The organism is Paenibacillus sp. GP183, from assembly GCF_900104695.1.
GTDB lineage: Bacteria > Bacillota > Bacilli > Paenibacillales > NBRC-103111 > Paenibacillus_AI.
This window is the reverse complement of the sequence record NZ_FNSW01000001.1, coordinates 181,792-199,589: the sequence shown is the minus strand read 5'-3', so window position 1 is coordinate 199,589 and position 17,798 is coordinate 181,792. Positions and strand designations below refer to the sequence as shown.

Here is a 17,798-nt window from a genome sequence, read left to right as displayed (position 1 = left end):
ATTTGCATCATTTAACGGCTGCGAATTCGAAAAAGCAAATCCTCAAAGTCATCCGGCAGCGGTGCTTCAAATAAAAGTGCGGCGTCCGAGCGAGGATGATTGAAGCCCAAAACAGCAGCATGCAAAGCCTGCCCCTCCATGTTCATCGTCCCTTTGCTCTTGCCGTACATCGGATCTCCCACCAGCGGATGACCGATAAATTTCATATGCACGCGAATCTGATGAGTTCGGCCAGTCTCCAGCTTAAGCTCCACCAGTGTGAAATCGCCAAACCTCTCCAGCACCAAAAAATGAGTCACAGCATGCTTGCTGTTTTTTTCAGTTACCGTATACATCTTGCGGTCGTGAGAATCACGTCCAATCGGGGCATCAATCGTCCCATTCTCATGCTGAATATTTCCATGCACCAGAGCGATATACTTACGATTCACCGTATGCGCTTTAAGTTGATCTGCCAGGCTGGCATGTGCTTTATCATTCTTGGCAGCCATAATGAGGCCGGAGGTATCTTTATCGATTCTGTGTACGATACCAGGCCGAAGGACACCGTTAATGCCGGATAAATCCCGGCAATGGTAAAGCAGAGCATTGACCAAGGTACCCGAGTAATGCCCCGGTGCAGGATGCACAACCAGGCCGCGCGTCTTATTCACCACGATGACATCGGAATCCTCAAAGATCACATCCAGGGGAATATTCTCCGGGACCAACTCGACATCGACTGGTTCCGGAACCGAGACAATGATATTGTCATTCACCGAAAGCTTATAGTTGGGTTTCGCTGCTTTCCCGTTTACGGAGACATGTCCATCCTTAATCCATTGCTGGATCTGTGTGCGGGAGGTGTCCTCTCCCAGGGAATCCGTGATGAACTTATCGATCCGTTGACCCGCAAGCTCAGTTCCGACGGTCCATTGGATGGGCTCGGAATCCTCCCAATCAGGAGAGCTCTTGCTCGTGGTTGTGGTCATGTGAAGCTCCTTTTTTATCTTTTTTCCATGTCAACAGGGAGTCCAGGAATATTAAAATGACCCCTACGACAATCGCCGAATCGGCAACATTAAATATTGGATAGATATAGTCGATCGGATTGCCAAAGAAAGAAAATGTAAAACGGAATTGCAAGAAGTCAACCACTTCCCCGAACAATGCTCTATCCAGAAAGTTTCCCAATGCTCCGCCCAGCAGCAAGCTTAAGGCAAATGAAAGAAGCCGCTTATTCTCCCTGATCGTTTTCCGAATATACCAAAGGATACCGAGGATGACTACCAGCGTAATGATGACGAAAAACCATCTCTTATCTTGCAAAATACTAAAAGCGGCTCCGCGGTTGCGATGTGAAGTCAATTGAAAAAACTCGCCGATTACCGGACGGTTTTCATGGAGAGGAATGTTATGGACAATCAACCATTTGGTTACCTGATCCAGCAAAAAAACAATGAGGGCGTATACATAATACTTATAATATTTCAATGATTAACCTCCTTTCATAACTGATAGGATTGCCCTCGGCTTCAAGGAATTACCTCACTAAAAACATGAACGTACGAGAACTCTATAAGAGGAAGCAAGTAGCACCTTAGCCTGAAGGAGCTGGAACCAGACATGAATCATTTAACCAAAGAACAAGCTCGCGAGTTAAACCTGCAGCTTCTCGAAGAAAAAATCAGCCTGGAGCGGCGTTTCGACCATAATGAAAACCATGGCTTGTCCATTTCTTTTTATCAAAACACCGGTGAGCTGTCCATGTATGATAATCATCCTGGGGATATCGGATCGGAATTGTTTGAGCGTTCCAAAGACTTGGCATTAAATGAACAGATGGAATTTCAATTGGAGCAGGTCGATGAAGCGTTAGTACGAATGCAGCAAGAGAATTACGGCACCTGTGTCTTTTGCCATGAATCTATACCCTATGAACGACTGCAAGCTGTCCCGACAACGTTATATTGCATCAAGCATGTACCCGACCCAGCAGAATCTGAACGCCGGCCTGTTGAAGAAGAAGTGCTGTCGCCTCCCTTCGGCCGAACAAGTCTGGATGAGCTGGATGACCAAAACCAGTTTGACGGAGAGGACGCTTGGCAAATTGTCGAGAACTGGGGAAATTCGGATTCTCCCGCCATGTCCGAAAATCGACAAGTCGAGGATTACGAAGATGTGTCCATTGAATCGGATGAGCTTGACGGATATGTTGAATCCTATGAAAGCTTCGTAGCCACAGATTTATACGGTCAAACCGTTTCCATTGTCAGGAACAAAGCTTATCGGAATTACCTCCATAACGGTGAAGGTGAACCTTTATTGGAAGAAACCGACTAATATCCATCCTTCTGCAGCTGAAATTGAACATGCTTGACGATTTCCGTGATATAATCCCCAACGATGGGTATGTTGAGTGCCCCGATAAACTTCAAAATATAGACGATCGTCGTCGCAAAAATGGTAAAACCAAGAGCAATGCCAACACCTCTGGAAATCCCGGCCAGCAGGTTGGTCCAAATCAGCCTGCGCGGGTGATTTAAAAGCTGCACATAATCAGCAATTTGGGTACGCTCGATTTGGGCTGCAATATCAGTGACTTTCTCTTTGATTTTGCTGAGCATGGCATGATCATGGGCCTTAGGGTTCTCATTCAAATCCACCATCCTGGCTCGTACCTCCATTCAACTGACAGTGAGCCAAAACGAATCCGCCCAGCCATCAAGGTTAGGCGGCCGTTTTGTCTTTTACTCCTTGTAATGGGCTGAGATAACATCGCTGCATCTTTTGCAAAGTGTCGGATATTCTTTACTTTGCCCTACCTCAGGAGTGACTATCCAGCAGCGTTCACACTTCTCACCTTGGGCTACGGCCACTTGAATGGCCCCTGCCTGGGTTTGATATGCGCCTTCAGGAGCTTGACTATCCGGACTGTGCAGCTTAACGGCAGAAACGATGAACAGTTGATCCAGTTGATCCAATTGACTGAGCAGGCTGAGCGTTTCCTTGTTCGGATAAATATGCACTGCGGCGCCAAGAGAATTTCCGATGACCTTCTCTTTACGAGCTTCCTCCAACGCTTTCAAGATCTCATCCCGCACATCCAAAAAGGCGCTCCATTTCTTCTCCAGCTTATCATCATAAAGCTCCGAATGTACATCTGGAAGCTCAGACATTTGAACACTTTCAAGCTCCACACCAGGGATATACCTCCACACTTCATCAGCCGTATGCGGTAGAATTGGTGAGATCAGTTTCGTAACTGCAGTCAGCACCTCGTATAGAACCGTTTGCGAGGCATGCCGCGCGTTATCATGAGGAGCGTTGGCATAAAGCCGATCCTTGATAACGTCAAGGTAAAATGCACTCATTTCCACCGCACAAAAATGGTGAATCGTCTGATATACAATATGAAATTCGTAGGAGTCATAAGCTTTAACAACCTTTTCGAGCATTCGGTTTAAACGGATCAGCGCAAAGCGATCCAGTTCATCCAACTGTTCAAAAGCAACGCGATCTGTTAACGGATCAAAATGCCCTAAATTCCCTAAAAGAAACCGCAGCGTATTGCGGATTTTACGATAAACCTCGGTCGTCTGATTAAGGATATTGTCGGAGATCCGGTGATCGGCTTGATAGTCAACCGAAGAAACCCACAGCCGCAGAATATCGGCACCAAGCTTATTGAAAACTTGATTAGGATCAATCGTGTTACCCAGTGATTTTGACATCTTGCGGCCTTCTGCGTCAAGCGTAAATCCGTGACTTAGAATGGCTTTGTATGGAGCGTGACCGCGTGTGGCAACTCCAGTAATCAATGAGGAGTTAAACCAGCCGCGATATTGATCCGAGCCCTCCAAATACAGATCCGCAGGCCATTGAAGCTCAGGACGCGCTTGTACCACAGCTGCATGGCTGGAGCCGGAGTCAAACCAAACATCCATAATATCCGTTTCCTTGCGGAATTCCGTGTGCCCGCATTTTGGACAAGCTGTACCTTGCGGTAGTAACGACTTCTCATCCCATTTAAACCAAGCATTAGAGCCTTCCTTGGCAAAAATGTCAGCCACATGCTCAATAGTCTGCTCATTCACAAGCGGGTCGTTGCAGCTGCGGCAATAAAAAATCGGGATCGGAACTCCCCAAACCCGCTGGCGGGAAATACACCAATCTCCCCGATCGGCGATCATATTGTGCAGACGTATTTCGCCCCAATCCGGAGTCCAGGTCACCTTCTTGATTTCTTCCAACATTTCCTTACGGAATTTATCTATGGAAGCGAACCACTGCTCCGTAGCGCGATAGATCACAGGTTTTTTGGTGCGCCAGTCATGCGGGTATTGGTGTTGTATTTCTTTTAACGCCAGCAGCAATTCTCGCTCTTGAAGCTTTTCAATAATAAGCTTGTTTCCTTTTTCATAATAAACACCTTCAAATCCAGGCGCCTCGGCCGTAAAATGGCCTTGATCATCTACGGGACAAAGCACCCCGAGGTTGTAACGCTGACCAACCGCAAAGTCATCTTCGCCATGCCCAGGAGCCGTATGAACGCACCCTGTACCGGCTTCAAGAGTAACATGATCACCCAGCATCACCAGGGACTCCCTGTCATAAAAAGGATGCTGGCACGTAATCAATTCGAGCTCGCTGCCTTTTACCTTAGACAACATCTTTACCTCGATCCAACCGATTTCTTTGGATGCGGCTTGCAGCAAGCCTTGGGCCAATACAAATTTTTTGCCGTCGGCTTCGACAACGACATAATCAAAATCAGGGTTGACACTAATCCCAAGATTTGCCGGAAGCGTCCAGGGTGTGGTCGTCCAGATGATCACCGCTGCATCCTGTGGAAGCTTACCCTTGCCGTCTTTCACCGGAAAAGCCACATAGATGGACGGAGATATTTTGTCCTTATACTCTATCTCCGCTTCTGCCAGAGCACTTTCGGAAGAGGGGGACCAATAAACCGGCTTCAAGCCCTTATAAATGTATCCTTTTGTGACCATTTGTCCAAACAGTCGAATCTGACTGGCTTCGAATTCAGGCTGCAGCGTCATATAAGGATGGTCCCAATCCCCGCTGATCCCCAGACGTTTGAACTGCGCCTTCTGCTTCCCGATCCATTCGAGCGCATAGTCCCTGCAATACTCCCGGAATTCGTAGACGCTCATCTTTTTGCGATCTACTTTACCGCTATTGGTGATGGCCTGTTCAATGGGCAAGCCATGTGTATCCCAGCCTGGGATATAAGGCGCATCGAAGCCTTGCAGTGTTTTGAAGCGCACGACGATATCCTTCAATGTCTTGTTCAGCGCATGACCGATATGAATATCGCCATTCGCATAAGGAGGTCCGTCATGCAAAATAAATTTGGTGCGCCCCTTGCGGCTCTCCTGCACCTTTTTGTAAATCTCCATCTCGTTCCAACGTTCCTGTATCACCGGCTCCGCTTGAGGTAAATTCCCTCTCATCGGAAACTCCGTTTGCAGTAAATTCAATGTTTTACCGTAGTCCATGTATGGTCAACTCCCACTTTTATTGAAATAAATAATTGTCGATCCCCCTAAATCCCCCTTCGCCAAGGGGGACTCCATGGGGCTGGCCGCCCCCTGGACCCCCGCTTAAATGCATTGGGGAAGGAGCAGGGCTATGTGTATCTGCAGGACATGGGTGCGAGAAGCGCTTGCCGTTTACTAAAGTTTGTTTGCTTTAGCAAACAAACTTTAGTAAACACGCTTAACGATCGAGCACTTTCGGTCGTCCAACTGCGTGATGACCGGTTTTGCCAAGGTGGGTTTCACCCCTTGGCTCGAACACCGCAGCGCGGTTATCTCTTGACCTGCTCTTGCCGCGGGTGTCACGCTTTGCGACGCCCTTTCCTGCCAAGGTGGTTTCACCCCTTGGCTTGCACACCGAAGCGCGGTTATCCCTTGACCTGCTCTGCAGTCTAGCGTGTCCGGGTGCGTGTGACTTTGCCAATTGGCAAGGCACATTTACACGGACGCAAAGCGCTCCTTGCACCCGTATTCCTCAACAAAGCATCGAGCCAAACTCATTCCCCAGCATCATTAATAGTCGTCCAGGGGGCGTTACCCTTGGAATCCCCCTTTTAGGGGGGTCAAACAAAAAAACTCCCCATCCCCAAAAGGGACGAGAAGTTCTGCTCGCGGTACCACCCTCGTTAAGAAGCATCATGCTCAAAGACATGCACTTACTGCGTGCACGAATGAGTTGCTTCTTCACTCGATCATGGATAACGGCATGGCCCGATACTCTCTACTATTGCTTCAAGAGATGCTCCTGGGGGATATAAGACACGCTGCAGAGGCTAGGCTCACACCAAATCCCTAACTCGCTGACACTGCTTTTCACGGCTTACTTGTTCCAGTCATCGCTTTCATGTGTTTTCATTTAACAGGAGTATACCGAATTCACTCTCTATAGTCAATAAGCATCACTTGAATTGTACACTTTAGAGCGGTTGTCTCTTGACCTGCTCTTGCCGCGGGCGTCATCCAAGGCGACGCCCTCTCTCCCACTAAGGCGGGTTACCCTTGGCTAGCACACCGCAGCGCGGTTGTCTCTTGACCTGCTCTACCGTTAAGCGTGTCAAAGGGAATGGGGGTTGCCTCAGCAACGCACATTCCCTTTGACGTAAAGCGCTCCTTGCAACCGTACTCTGCAGACGCACAAAAGCCCAGCTCATTCCCCAAGCCTTAATAGTCGTCCAGGGGGTGTTACCCTTGGAATCCCCCTTCTAGGGGGACTTAGGGGGTGTCTTCAACAATAACTTCCAACTGCATCGTTTTCCAGCTCTCGTTGTTGAGTATTTCCAGCTGAGCCTCCAGCAAGGTGCGGAATCGGGTGCGATACACGGTGGCTTGCTTCTTCAATTCGTCGATTTCCATGGCAATTTTACGCGAGCGGGTCAGGGCTTCGTTGATGATGCGATCAGCGTTCTTTTCAGCTTCCTTCAATATTAGCTGGGATTCTTTTTTCGAGTTATTCTTCACTTCATCCGCAGCTTCCTGAGCGACGATGATCGTTTTACTGAGCGTTTCCTCAATGTTGGAAAAATGGCTCAGGCGTTCCTGTATCGATTGGATCTGAGTTTGAAGCTCTTTGTTCTCCCGAATTTGGGCCTCGTAATCTTTAATGATTTGATCCAAAAATTCGTTCACTTCATCTTCGTTGTAGCCCCGAAAAGATCTGGAAAACTCCTTGTTATGTATATCGAGTGGTGTTAATGCCATTGGTGCACCTCCTGAATATGGTTCAATCTACGGTAACCCGCTATTTATGCTGAAAGCGGTCGGTCCGAAAGTCTGGACCCTGCATTCAGTTCTCTGTTATGTTGAGTTCGACAGCAAACCAGAAATTCCTTCATTCTTCATGCAAAATTTCATGATTAGGCATACTTGCCTATTTTTACACGCATTCTTCCGGTTTTGGTAGTACCTTCAACCGCAAGCACCTTAAAGCGCCCAAAACCCTGCAAAGTGATCAAATCTCCCTCTTTGAGCTGCTTTCCGGGATCCGCCTCAGGCTTCCAATTTACGCGGCATTTGCCGGCTTGAATCGGTACAAGGACTTTGGCCCGGCTAAGCCGGAATACATCACTCACAATCCCATCCAGCCGCATAGACGCTACGGAAAGTTGAAGCTCGTCCAATTTGACGCGACTGACTTCCAATCGTTCCAGCGGCAGCAGCTCTGTCTGTACGTGGACTCGATGGACCTGAGATAAATTCAAATGCAAATAGTCGGCTGCATCCTCAGAAACCAGACAATGGCAGCCGCCCTCCAAAACATGAATATCGCCAACCTTGTCTCGTTTCATCCCGAGTCCAAGAATGGCGCCCATGTAATCTCCATGTTCAAGTGTCAGAAACTTACCGTCTCCCGAGCTGACGGACAGGACGCGGATTCCCATGTCTTCACCATCCAATGGACGGTAATCCGGTGCAATGAACGCACGCTTTCGCTCCGCTTCGGCATATCCGCCATCCAGCCTGCAATTCACATTGGGTTCACGGTTCACAAGTGTATTCAAAATAAAAGCCTGTCTGGGATCCAGAAAATCCGTAAGCTTCACAGCATGCTGATGGGCAGCACGCTCCACCCATTCACTGGCTTTATCGACAAAATGATGCTCATCCGGATGAAAGTGAGCGTAGAGTTCCTTCTGCATCAGAGCCTGTTAGCTATAAATAAGATTACAGCTATTAACCCTGTTTTCACGAAATTAAGAGCGATTAATGCAACAACCGGTGACAGGTCAATTATTCCGAATGAGGGAATAAATCGGCGGAAAGGTGCCAAGTAAGGTTCAACCAGCTTGGCAAGCAGCTGGCCGATAAAGCTTTCACGCGCATTGGGAAACCATGAAAGCAAGATGTAAGCAATAATCATGCAATAGTAAACCTTTGACAATAAATCGATAGCAGTTAATAAGTAATTAAGCACCACTTGGCAAGATCACCTCAATTGTTCATGTTCAACATGTGTCTATTCCTCGTCCATCATTTCGGAGATGTGCCCGTGAATATCAACGGAATCGGGAGTACACAGGTAGATATTCGGACCAAGCTTGGAAATATATCCATTCAAAGCATATACGGTTCCGCTTAAAAAATCCACAATGCGGACGCCGGTTTCTGGACGAACACGCTGCAGGTTAACGACAACAGCTCGGCGGGAACGCAAGTGATCGGCAATCTCCTGAGTCTCATCATAAGATCGGGGTTCGCTTAATACCACCTTGGAGCTTTTTTGAGAGTGGATGCTGACGACATTGGCCTTATTTTTATTACGTTGCTCATAAGGATTGGTTTCGACTTCTTCATGCTCTTCAATCACTCTCTCGCGATGAATCACTTCTTCTTCCTCTTGCAGCCCCAGAAAATTCATGAACTTATTCATAACTCCCATGTCGCATCCTCCTAAGCTTTCCACAAATAAGCTTTATTTAAGCCTAAGCCTCATCTTTTCCAACCAATACCGAACCCAGTCTAACCCAGGTCGCACCTTCCTCAATCGCAATCTCAAAATCATTTGACATCCCCATGGATAAATGCTCAATCCTATATGGGAGAACAGCCAGTTCATTGAGCTTGTCCCTTAATTCTCGTAAAGTCCTAAAAACCGGCCGAGTGGCTTCAGCAGCCATTTCGTAAGGAGCCATTGTCATCAAGCCGACAATTTGCAGATTTTCAAGCATCTTGATTTCCTGGGCAAAAGCAATTAACTGTTCCGGAGCCAGGCCAAATTTGGTATCCTCACCGGAAACATTTACCTGGATCAAGCAGTTTACTTTCATATTCAAAGCGGCCGCTTGCTTTTGCAGCTCTTTGGCCAAAGACAATCGATCCAAAGAATGAATATAAGCAAACTTCCCTATAATATCCTTTACTTTGTTCGTTTGCAGGTGACCGATAAAGTGCCAGATACCGCGCTCATGCAGTGCCTCCCATTTGGGCTTCACATCCTGCCAGCGATTTTCGCCAATATGATGGAGTCCTTCATCGAGCGCAGCACGGGCGGTTTCCAGAGATACATATTTGGTGACTGCGATGATTTTAATTTCGTCTCGATCACGTCCGGATCGTTTGCAGGCTTCAGCAACTCTTACCTCTACTGCATCGATTCTATCTCGTAAACTCACAGCTGATCTGCCACCTCTATTCAGCTTTCGTTCTGCTTATTTTGCAAGTTTCGGCGCATCGCTATCCAGCCTGCCATCCTGCCCGTGGTCCCATTTTCTCGCCGATGCGAGAAAAAAAGATCAGTACGACAACTTGTACATAACTCAGTAACTTCGATGTTGGATGACAAAATTCCTGCTTTTACTATAAAGTTTCGGTTTAATTCCTGCAGATTCAGCATATATTTCTGATTTTCTTTGGCCTGCAGCACTTTTTGCTTAATCTCCGGAGCAGCGTTCATATCTGTGAGAACCTTCTCAACCGGCTCTGCAACCTTTTCATCCACTTCGTAACAGCATATGCCAATGGAGGGTCCAATCGCTGCGCGGATATGCTCCGGTTTGCTTCCAAACTGTACCATCATCGCTTGAACGGTTTTTCCAGCAACATCAAGCACGGTCCCTTTCCAGCCTGCATGAGCCAATCCCGCAACTTCCAATACCGGGTCGTAAAAAAAAAGTGGAACGCAATCTGCAAACAGCGCACAGAGCACAAGCTCCTTTTCATTCGTCACAAACCCGTCCCTGGATTGGATCGCATCGGCTCGTGAGGCTCGTCCTTTCCCTTGATCCTCTCTCGTTATGACGGCTATTTCATTGCCATGCACCTGCTCCGCATAAGTGAAAGCATCGAATGGCATCTCCAAAGTCTCAGCCAAACGCTGCCTATTGGTTACTACGAGGTCACTGAGATCATTGACATGAAGTCCGCAATTGAAACTCGCAAAAGGCTTCTCACTCACCCCGCCAAGCCTGGATGTAAACCCTGCCGTCAAATTGGGAAAGGAGTTCATCCAACTTTCTATATAAAAAAGGACCGGCTGCCCGTCCTGTTCACTCGTCACTTCTTGGAATGGTTCCATGCTTGTACCCCCTGACGTTTACTTCTTTAATTTATCATAAATGGCTGTTCTGCACGAGTTATGCTCTTAACGGTAATTTCGGTTGCCTTCATAAATGGGCTCATTGTCGTCAATAGGCCTATATCCACGAGAGTCTTCGAGCTTGACAAGCACAACATCCAGGCCGATTTTTACAATATTTTTCCAGGGGATGATGACTTCTGTATTCCCGCCAAACATGCCAAAGAAGCGGCTTTGATTGGGAACAACGATGGATTCGATGCGGCCATGATGTAAATCCAGCTCCAGATCGCTGACTTGGCCGAGCTTTTTGCCATCCACAATATTGATGACGTCCTTAGTTTGAAAATCGGATATTTTCACGATGCGCTCACCACGAATCTCTAATGGATTTTTGAATGCTTGGTACTAGTATATGTGGGCTAAAGGTAAAATGTCCCGACACAAAAAAAAAGACCAATCGGCTTAATCGATAAGCCTTCAGGTCCTGGGGATGTTATGATTTTACATGCTTTTGCATTTGGGAGATCGCCGACTTTTCCAGCCTTGAAACCTGGGCTTGGGAAATGCCAATTTCATCGGCTACCTCCATCTGGGTTTTACCGTCAAAAAAGCGCATGGATAAGATCATTTTTTCCCTCGGATTCAGCTTTTGCATCCCTTCACGAAGTGCAATTCCTTCAATCCATGACATATCCTTATTGCGTTCATCACTGATTTGATCCATCACATATATCGGGTCGCCGCCGTCGTGATAGATCGGTTCAAATAAGGAAACCGGATCCTGTATAGCATCCAGTGCGAATACTACATCTTCTTTAGGCACGCCCAACGCTTCAGATATTTCGTAGATCGTAGGCTCCCTGGAATTCTGGTTGGTTAGGGCATCCCTGACCTGCAGTGCCTTGTAAGCAATATCACGCAATGATCTTGACACTCGAATCGGATTGTTATCCCGCAGATAACGGCGAATTTCTCCAATGATCATGGGCACTGCATAAGTCGAAAACTTCACATTCTGTCCCAGATCAAAATTATCTATGGCCTTCATCAGCCCGATACACCCTACTTGAAATAGATCATCGACGAACTCTCCTCGATTATTAAAACGCTGAATCACGCTCAAAACCAGCCTTAGATTGCCATTGACCAGCTTCTCTCTTGCGGATCGATCATGCTTCGTTTGCAGTGCAGTGAATAGTTCTCGCATTTCCACATTTGTAAGGACAGGTAGCTTGGCGGTATCAACACCACATATTTCGACTTTATTCCGGGTCATCGTGATTTACCTCCCAAGGAGAAACATTAATGTTAATTATCTCCGAGGTCGTTGTTTTTATGCGTGCATCAGAAGCCCGAAACCCACTTGACAAAAGGGTTTGCACTTGCTCTCACCTATGTTTGCTGATGAAGTTTGAATCTCAGACGAGCAAAAAAAAATTTTACACCATCTTGTTAAACTCCTTGCGCAAGCGCTTGATAATTCTTTTTTCCAACCTTGAAATGTAGGATTGGGAAATACCGAGCATATCAGCGACATCCTTCTGTGTCTTCTCCTCACCGTCCTGAAGCCCAAAGCGAAGCTCCATGATCACTCGCTCCCGATCCGAGAGCTTATCCAGCGCTTTATGCAGAAGCTTGCGGTCAACCTGCTCTTCGATATTGCGATAGATCGTATCATTCTCGGTACCGAGGACATCGGACAGCAGCAGCTCATTGCCGTCCCAATCAATATTCAGCGGCTCATCGAACGAAACCTCCGTGCGAATCTTACTGTTTCTTCTCAAGTACATGAGAATCTCATTCTCGATACAACGTGATGCATAAGTGGCGAGCTTAATCTTTTTCTCCGGATCGAAGGTGTTGACTGCTTTAATTAATCCGATGGCTCCAATTGAAACCAGATCCTCGATATTGATTCCGGTATTCTCGAATTTTCTCGCTATATATACAACCAGCCGGAGGTTGCGTTCAATGAGCATCGCTCGAATGGCCGCGTCCCCTGACGATAGTTTTCCCAGCAGGAATTCCTCTTCTTCTCGTGTAAGGGGAGGCGGAAGCGCTTCACTGCCACCTATGTAATAGATTTCCTCGCCCCGAAGGCCTAAAAACAACAAGATCCGGTAGTACGTAAGCTGCAGCTGCATTTTCCACTTCACCATCATCTATACTTTCCTCCTAAGGCATTACTATATTTCCTTCTAATTTCCTGTTTATCCGGCAGCGATTAATGAGGGATGTATGATAGCGTGATAGGAACCATCGCTGCAAAGGGCTCCGCCTTGTAAGCCAATCAGCACTTTGGCGGATTCAAATCTTTGTCCTTGATACTCTATTACCACTTTATCCGGTTTGACAGCCAGCATAAATGCTGTTCCGTGATTTACACCCTTGTAGGGGACGAGGCGCATTCGATCCTGCCACACAAATGACTCCATTCCAACACTTGTAAAGATTTGATCCACATTCGATGAACGAATCTGTTCGATCCACGCCTCAGGCAGCATATTTTTCCATTCCGATACCTCGAGGACCATGACAGGCGTTCGGGTGAGCGGGTCATAAAGATGATTTCCCGTATCAATCATGCCTGTACAAGTGGAAGTAAATTGATCGATATGAATATGGACCTCGGCCAAAATCGCGACAAAATCGTTTCTTCTTTTCGTGCTTGAAAAAATAGTTTGGAACCATCCGATCATCACGACAGCAAGCACGAGGATCGTCACCAAACCGATCTGAACCCGGAAGGCCAGTCCCCCGGAATGGGTGAACAGAATGCCGTTGATCACTTCCCCGGACGATTGAAGGAAATAATGAATTCCGAACATTCCACCGGCCACAGCGAAATTAATGAGTAGAAAAGTACCCGCATTGCGCAAAAAATGCGGTAAGCCTCCAAAACCGAATGCAACCAGAATCATGATGAGTAGAAATAAACACTTTACGGCAAATGTAAAAAAAAGCGAAAGTGCCGGAAACAGCATCATAATCACATAAGAAGCGCCGATAGCTGCAGACAGGGCGACTCTCCACCCATTGAGCTTTAACTTTCGAACTCTTCCTGCGGCAAAGAGTATAGCGGCATCCATCAGGAAATTGAATACAAAAATGAGATCCGCATAAACGACCACGTCCCTCACCCCCCGGCGGCTCTAAATCAGTATATTAGAATCATATTTCAAAGTCTGTCTAAACATGCCGGAAGCTTGCAACTTTTTTTGTCAATTCCTGTTTGGTATAAGAGGAGCAGACCCCAGTAAATCCAAGGAGAAACGGTAACGCCGTCCTGGATGATGAGCGCGTCTGTCATGATCGATGCGAAGCCTATCAACGCAAAAAACCAGAGACTCTGCAGCATGCAGAGCTCTGGCTTCATAGATTTGAGTTTTAGATTGGCTTACTTGTCGGTATTGCGCCCGCGATTACGCAGGAAGGTTGGGATATCCAACTGATCACTGCTCGGCTGGCTGCCAAAAGGCCTCAGGTTATTAAGGCGATTATCGGATGCCGCTGTTTCTGCGGGTTGCTGCGGCTGAGAAGATTGGCCCGGCACAGGACGACGAGGCTGCTGTTGAGCCGCAGGCTTATGCTCAAAGCCTGTTGCGATCACGGTTACCATGATTTCTTCCTTCAAGTTTTCGTTTATCACAGCGCCGAAAATCATGTTGACCTCCAGATCGGAAGCGGAAGCCACGATATCTGCGGCTTCATTCACTTCATACAAGCTGAGGTTAGCTCCGCCGGTAATGTTCATCAGTACGCCGCGAGCTCCGTCAATAGAAGTCTCCAGCAGCGGGCTCATGATGGCTTTCTTCGCCGCTTCCGCTGCACGATTCTCACCTGTAGCCACACCGATTCCCATCAATGCGGATCCGCGTTCAGTCATGATCGTTTTGACATCGGCAAAGTCCAGGTTAATTAAGCCCGGAACCGCGATCAAATCCGAAATGCCTTGTACACCTTGACGAAGCACATTATCCGCTTCGCGGAAAGCTTCCAGCATTGGAGTTTTTTTATCAACAATTTCAAGCAAGCGATCATTCGGGATGACGATCAGCGTGTCCACTTTTTCCTTAAGCGCCGCAATGCCGATATCAGCTTGCATAGCGCGCTTGCGGCCTTCAAAAGTGAATGGACGCGTAACAACGCCTACCGTCAAGGCGCCGCATTCTTTGGCGATTTCTGCAATGACCGGAGCGGCACCAGTGCCCGTTCCTCCGCCCATACCTGCAGTGACGAATACCATGTCAGCACCACGAAGTGTATTCATGATGAGCTCTTTGGATTCTTCGGCAGCTTTCTTGCCTACTTCCGGATTAGCGCCGGCACCGAGTCCGCGAGTCAGCTTATCGCCAATTTGCAGCTTATGCTCGGACTTGGAAAGGTGCAAAGCCTGTGCATCGGTGTTTACCGTAATAAACTCGACACCTTTTACTCCGTTCTCAATCATGCGATTCACGGCATTGCTGCCGCCACCGCCTACGCCGATTACTTTTATCTGAGCCAAATGGTCCGTATCCATATCGTATTCAAACATGTGAGTGTTATCCCCCTAACTTTGCTTCATTAGCAAATTTTAATGTTGTGCTCGGCAGGTTCAATCCCTTACCTACTTGCGGGCCTAAATAAACTCACTGAAAAAGTTTTTGATCCGTTCGAAAAATCCGGGTCTGGACTCGCTGGCCGAAGATTTCTTGGTTGGCGCTTTAACCGCTTGCTTTTTCGAAAAACTGGATCCTGGCTGTCGGCTTCTCAAGTATTTGGAAACAAATTGAATAATGCCGACACCACTGGTATAAGAAGGGTCTCTCACACCTATAAAATCCGGCACGGCAATGCGCACAGAAGTCATAAGCTCAGCTTGTGCTACGGTCAGCATACCCGGCATTGTCACAGTTCCTCCTGTAAGCACATAACCACCGGGCAAATCGCCATAGCCCAAACGATGAACTTCAGCACGGATGAGCTCGAATATTTCTTGAACACGCGGTTCAATAATGTTGGCTAAATCCACCTGTGAAAACTCTTTATCAACATTGCTGCCGATTCTGGTTACTTTGAATACTTGATCAGCGGCAGAGTCCTCAATGGAGGCACAGCCGAATTTAAGTTTAATTTTCTCAGCGATTTCCATTTGGGTTCTTAGACCGATGGCGATATCGTTGGTGATGTACTCGCCACCTATGGGAAGTGTGGAAGTAGCGGTGAGATTTCCTTGCTCGAAGACGGCTATTGTGGTGGCTCCGGCACCAACATCAACAAGTACTGTACCGATCGCTTTCTCATCTTTCGATAGAGCGAGGCCGCCAGATGCCAGAGACATCAAAATGAGGCCCGATACTTTGAGTTCAGACTTCTCCACAACTCGGAGCAAGTTATGTATACCGGTTTTGGCTCCGGTGATAATGGTAGCTTCCACTTCCAATCGTACACCAATCATACCGCGGGGATCGTTAATTCCTTCTTGCCCGTCAACCAAATATTGCTTGGGTACAACTCCAATGATTTCACGCTCGGGAGGTAATGCAATGACTCTTGCCGCTTGAATGACGCGTTCAATATCCTCTTCACCAATTTCACGATCTTCATTAGATACCGCAACTACGCCATGGCTGGATTGAAGAGTGATATGATTTCCAGTAATTCCTACGTAAACCTCGGATATTTGTAAACCCACCATACGCTCTGCATGATCAATTGCACTCCGAATGGACTGAACCGTTTGATCAATGTCAACTATAGCACCTTTACGAATACCCTCTGAGTCGGCAGATCCTACGCCAATTATATTAATGGTTCCGTTCACAACTTCCCCAATAATAGCACGAACCTTGGATGTACCGATGTCCAAACTAACAATGATGTCATTGTTGCTCAAGCCCTTGGCACCTCCTGTAACTTGGTAAATAATTGAGTTGTCCACAGATACTTCTGTACTTATTCAACACAACACCTATTTTCCCTCTTTTTTCTACATTTTTTTTACCACATAAGAAGTATAACATTTCGAATCTCCGAAATAGACTTTCTTATTGGCGAATAAACCTACCTTTAAACGCGGTCGCTCATCTTCGAATGACCTCGATAGAGGATTATCTCATCTAATAATCATTGCCACATATATCGCGATTCTAGTAGACTCTACCAAGTAACCATGAAACTAATTTTAACACTATTTACAAGGAAAGAGTAGTCCAACTCTCGTTTTTTTATTAATTTGTCTTGCTCGTATCTTTGGGAGTTGATTTCGGTGTTGGTTTGGGAGTGGCTTTGGGTGTTGCGCTCGGAACGGGAGTTGCTTTAGTGTCGCTGCTCGATTTATCCTGCTCCAATTGAAAGGGGGCATGGTTGTCCACTTCCAGCATTTTAATGACTCCCTTTGAAACATTATTTTCTTTTAATGTGGCAATGTAAGCTGGCAGATTATCAATTTTATCCGGAAAATAGCCAATGGTTGTATATACCTCGAATTGGGATCTGGTGTATATTTTGATTTTATCGGGATAAGATTCGGATGGATCCGGCTTGATTTCCGATATGTCAGACAGCGCAACGGCCTGGATCTCCCCCAGCACCTTGCAGAGCTGTTTCTTGTTCGGATCATTATCTGTCCAACCGCTAAGGATAGGCCGATCGATAGGAACGTCTCCAGGGGGTAAATCGATGCTTGTTCCATCGGCCAAAACAGCCTGTGTCTTGCCAACGGCAGTGAATTGAAAGGCCACCTTGGGAAATTCCTGAACCTGGATGTGCAGCACGCCCGGAAAGTGCTTGGTAACCTTAACGGACTTGATCATCGGCAAGCTCTTCACCCGATTCTCGATGGTTGTCCCGCTTGTCGCAAAAAAACTGTCCCCCGGTACAAGAGCAGCAGCTTGTCCAACAACCTCTTTGGGAATGAGCTCTATGCCCTCAATCTGAATTTCGTCAATTCGGCTGAGTGAGGATCGAAAAAATAAAATCACCAGCACTGTAACAAAAAATAAAATTAGAAAAGCCAGCAGCTTGCGATTGGAACGCGGGCGGGCAGGCGGTTTTGGCAAGGGAGGTACTTTCTGGTCTTCCGGCAAGATGGGCACCACCTAAGAGTTTGTGAGAATTAAATTAAGCATGCAATGCTTAATACGAACAAACTGGCATCGTAAGCTTAAACTTGAGTTTGTGAGAAAGACTAAGCATGCAATGCTTAATACGAACAAACTGGCATCGTAAGCTAATTTCCAAATATAATAATGTGCCTCCCTTGC

Annotated in this window: 18 protein-coding genes and 1 other annotated feature; of the genes, 1 reads left to right on the top strand and 17 read right to left on the bottom strand. The window is 46.9% G+C overall.

What is annotated here, in order from left to right; all coding sequences use genetic code 11:
• Positions 1-11: 11 nt before the first annotated feature.
• Both BLV33_RS00955 and lspA read right to left on the bottom strand, forming a co-directional pair.
• Positions 12-971, bottom strand: coding sequence for an RluA family pseudouridine synthase (locus BLV33_RS00955; protein ID WP_090787135.1), 960 nt, complete (start codon positions 969-971; stop codon positions 12-14).
• Positions 940-1,473 carry a signal peptidase II gene (gene lspA / locus BLV33_RS00950; RefSeq protein WP_090787132.1) on the bottom strand — a complete coding sequence of 178 codons (534 nt, stop codon included), beginning with the start codon at positions 1,471-1,473 and terminating at the stop codon, positions 940-942. Before lspA ends, BLV33_RS00955 begins: the two co-directional genes overlap by 32 nt.
• A gap of 132 nt (positions 1,474-1,605) precedes the next feature.
• On the opposite strand from lspA, the gene BLV33_RS00945 reads away from it, so the two are divergent.
• Positions 1,606-2,322 carry a TraR/DksA C4-type zinc finger protein gene (locus tag BLV33_RS00945; RefSeq protein ID WP_090787130.1) on the top strand — a complete coding sequence of 239 codons (717 nt, stop codon included), beginning with the start codon at positions 1,606-1,608 and terminating at the stop codon, positions 2,320-2,322.
• Here BLV33_RS00945 and BLV33_RS00940 read toward each other — a convergent pair.
• From BLV33_RS00940 to BLV33_RS00870, 15 genes are all read right to left on the bottom strand, one after another.
• Complete coding sequence (locus BLV33_RS00940; RefSeq protein WP_090798574.1) at positions 2,319-2,606, bottom strand: DUF5665 domain-containing protein; 288 nt, start codon at positions 2,604-2,606, stop codon at positions 2,319-2,321. The genes BLV33_RS00945 and BLV33_RS00940 overlap by 4 nt on opposite strands.
• A gap of 123 nt (positions 2,607-2,729) precedes the next feature.
• Complete coding sequence (gene ileS, locus BLV33_RS00935) at positions 2,730-5,498, bottom strand: isoleucine--tRNA ligase (protein ID WP_090787127.1); 2,769 nt, start codon at positions 5,496-5,498, stop codon at positions 2,730-2,732.
• 627 nt (positions 5,499-6,125) lie between these two features.
• Positions 6,126-6,383, bottom strand: a binding site (T-box leader).
• A 366-nt stretch (positions 6,384-6,749) separates the two neighbouring features.
• A complete protein-coding gene (locus BLV33_RS00930; protein ID WP_090787124.1) occupies positions 6,750-7,235 on the bottom strand; it encodes a DivIVA domain-containing protein in 486 nt (161 codons plus the stop codon).
• 155 nt (positions 7,236-7,390) lie between these two features.
• Complete coding sequence (locus BLV33_RS00925) at positions 7,391-8,173, bottom strand: YlmH family RNA-binding protein (RefSeq protein ID WP_090787121.1); 783 nt, start codon at positions 8,171-8,173, stop codon at positions 7,391-7,393.
• Positions 8,173-8,448, bottom strand: a complete 276-nt coding sequence (locus BLV33_RS00920; protein WP_090798572.1) for a YggT family protein — start codon at positions 8,446-8,448, stop codon at positions 8,173-8,175. The genes BLV33_RS00925 and BLV33_RS00920 overlap by 1 nt, the downstream gene beginning before the upstream one ends.
• A gap of 42 nt (positions 8,449-8,490) precedes the next feature.
• Positions 8,491-8,913: a cell division protein SepF gene (locus BLV33_RS00915; protein ID WP_090787118.1), complete on the bottom strand. Its 423-nt coding sequence runs from the start codon at positions 8,911-8,913 to the stop codon at positions 8,491-8,493.
• Positions 8,914-8,956: 43 nt separating this feature from the next.
• The gene (locus BLV33_RS00910; protein ID WP_090787115.1) at positions 8,957-9,646 is read right to left on the bottom strand and encodes a YggS family pyridoxal phosphate-dependent enzyme; all 690 of its coding nucleotides are present in this window, start codon (positions 9,644-9,646) and stop codon (positions 8,957-8,959) included.
• 20 nt (positions 9,647-9,666) lie between these two features.
• On the bottom strand, positions 9,667-10,548 hold the full coding sequence (gene pgeF / locus BLV33_RS00905) for a peptidoglycan editing factor PgeF (RefSeq protein ID WP_090787112.1): 882 nt from the start codon (positions 10,546-10,548) through the stop codon (positions 9,667-9,669).
• A 66-nt stretch (positions 10,549-10,614) separates the two neighbouring features.
• Positions 10,615-10,911, bottom strand: coding sequence for a YlmC/YmxH family sporulation protein (locus BLV33_RS00900; protein WP_090787109.1), 297 nt, complete (start codon positions 10,909-10,911; stop codon positions 10,615-10,617).
• Between the two features lie 133 nt (positions 10,912-11,044).
• A complete protein-coding gene (sigG, locus tag BLV33_RS00895; protein WP_090787106.1) occupies positions 11,045-11,827 on the bottom strand; it encodes an RNA polymerase sporulation sigma factor SigG in 783 nt (260 codons plus the stop codon).
• 163 nt (positions 11,828-11,990) lie between these two features.
• Positions 11,991-12,713, bottom strand: a complete 723-nt coding sequence (gene sigE / locus BLV33_RS00890) for an RNA polymerase sporulation sigma factor SigE (RefSeq protein ID WP_090787103.1) — start codon at positions 12,711-12,713, stop codon at positions 11,991-11,993.
• Between the two features lie 48 nt (positions 12,714-12,761).
• The gene (gene spoIIGA, locus BLV33_RS00885) at positions 12,762-13,682 is read right to left on the bottom strand and encodes a sigma-E processing peptidase SpoIIGA (protein ID WP_090787100.1); all 921 of its coding nucleotides are present in this window, start codon (positions 13,680-13,682) and stop codon (positions 12,762-12,764) included.
• Positions 13,683-13,948: 266 nt separating this feature from the next.
• Positions 13,949-15,088 (bottom strand): cell division protein FtsZ, encoded by a 1,140-nt coding sequence (gene ftsZ / locus BLV33_RS00880; RefSeq protein ID WP_090787097.1) that lies wholly within the window; start codon positions 15,086-15,088, stop codon positions 13,949-13,951.
• A gap of 84 nt (positions 15,089-15,172) precedes the next feature.
• Positions 15,173-16,429, bottom strand: a complete 1,257-nt coding sequence (ftsA, locus tag BLV33_RS00875) for a cell division protein FtsA (protein ID WP_090787094.1) — start codon at positions 16,427-16,429, stop codon at positions 15,173-15,175.
• Between the two features lie 334 nt (positions 16,430-16,763).
• Positions 16,764-17,621: a cell division protein FtsQ/DivIB gene (locus tag BLV33_RS00870; RefSeq protein ID WP_171908964.1), complete on the bottom strand. Its 858-nt coding sequence runs from the start codon at positions 17,619-17,621 to the stop codon at positions 16,764-16,766.
• Between the last annotated feature and the right edge of the window lie 177 nt (positions 17,622-17,798).

Bases quoted from the DNA above. Each gene is read 5' to 3' on its own strand.
- BLV33_RS00945 (WP_090787130.1), top strand. From the start codon at position 1,606: ATGAATCATTTAACCAAAGAACAAGCTCGCGAGTTAAACCTGCAGCTT.
- ftsZ (WP_090787097.1), bottom strand. From the start codon at position 15,088: ATGTTTGAATACGATATGGATACGGACCATTTGGCTCAGATAAAAGTA.
- pgeF (WP_090787112.1), bottom strand. From the start codon at position 10,548: ATGGAACCATTCCAAGAAGTGACGAGTGAACAGGACGGGCAGCCGGTC.
- BLV33_RS00955 (WP_090787135.1), bottom strand. From the start codon at position 971: ATGACCACAACCACGAGCAAGAGCTCTCCTGATTGGGAGGATTCCGAG.
- ileS (WP_090787127.1), bottom strand. From the start codon at position 5,498: ATGGACTACGGTAAAACATTGAATTTACTGCAAACGGAGTTTCCGATG.
- BLV33_RS00915 (WP_090787118.1), bottom strand. From the start codon at position 8,913: ATGGGAGTTATGAATAAGTTCATGAATTTTCTGGGGCTGCAAGAGGAA.
- BLV33_RS00925 (WP_090787121.1), bottom strand. From the start codon at position 8,173: ATGCAGAAGGAACTCTACGCTCACTTTCATCCGGATGAGCATCATTTT.
- sigE (WP_090787103.1), bottom strand. From the start codon at position 12,713: ATGATGGTGAAGTGGAAAATGCAGCTGCAGCTTACGTACTACCGGATC.
- BLV33_RS00930 (WP_090787124.1), bottom strand. From the start codon at position 7,235: ATGGCATTAACACCACTCGATATACATAACAAGGAGTTTTCCAGATCT.
- BLV33_RS00940 (WP_090798574.1), bottom strand. From the start codon at position 2,606: ATGCTCAGCAAAATCAAAGAGAAAGTCACTGATATTGCAGCCCAAATC.
- sigG (WP_090787106.1), bottom strand. From the start codon at position 11,827: ATGACCCGGAATAAAGTCGAAATATGTGGTGTTGATACCGCCAAGCTA.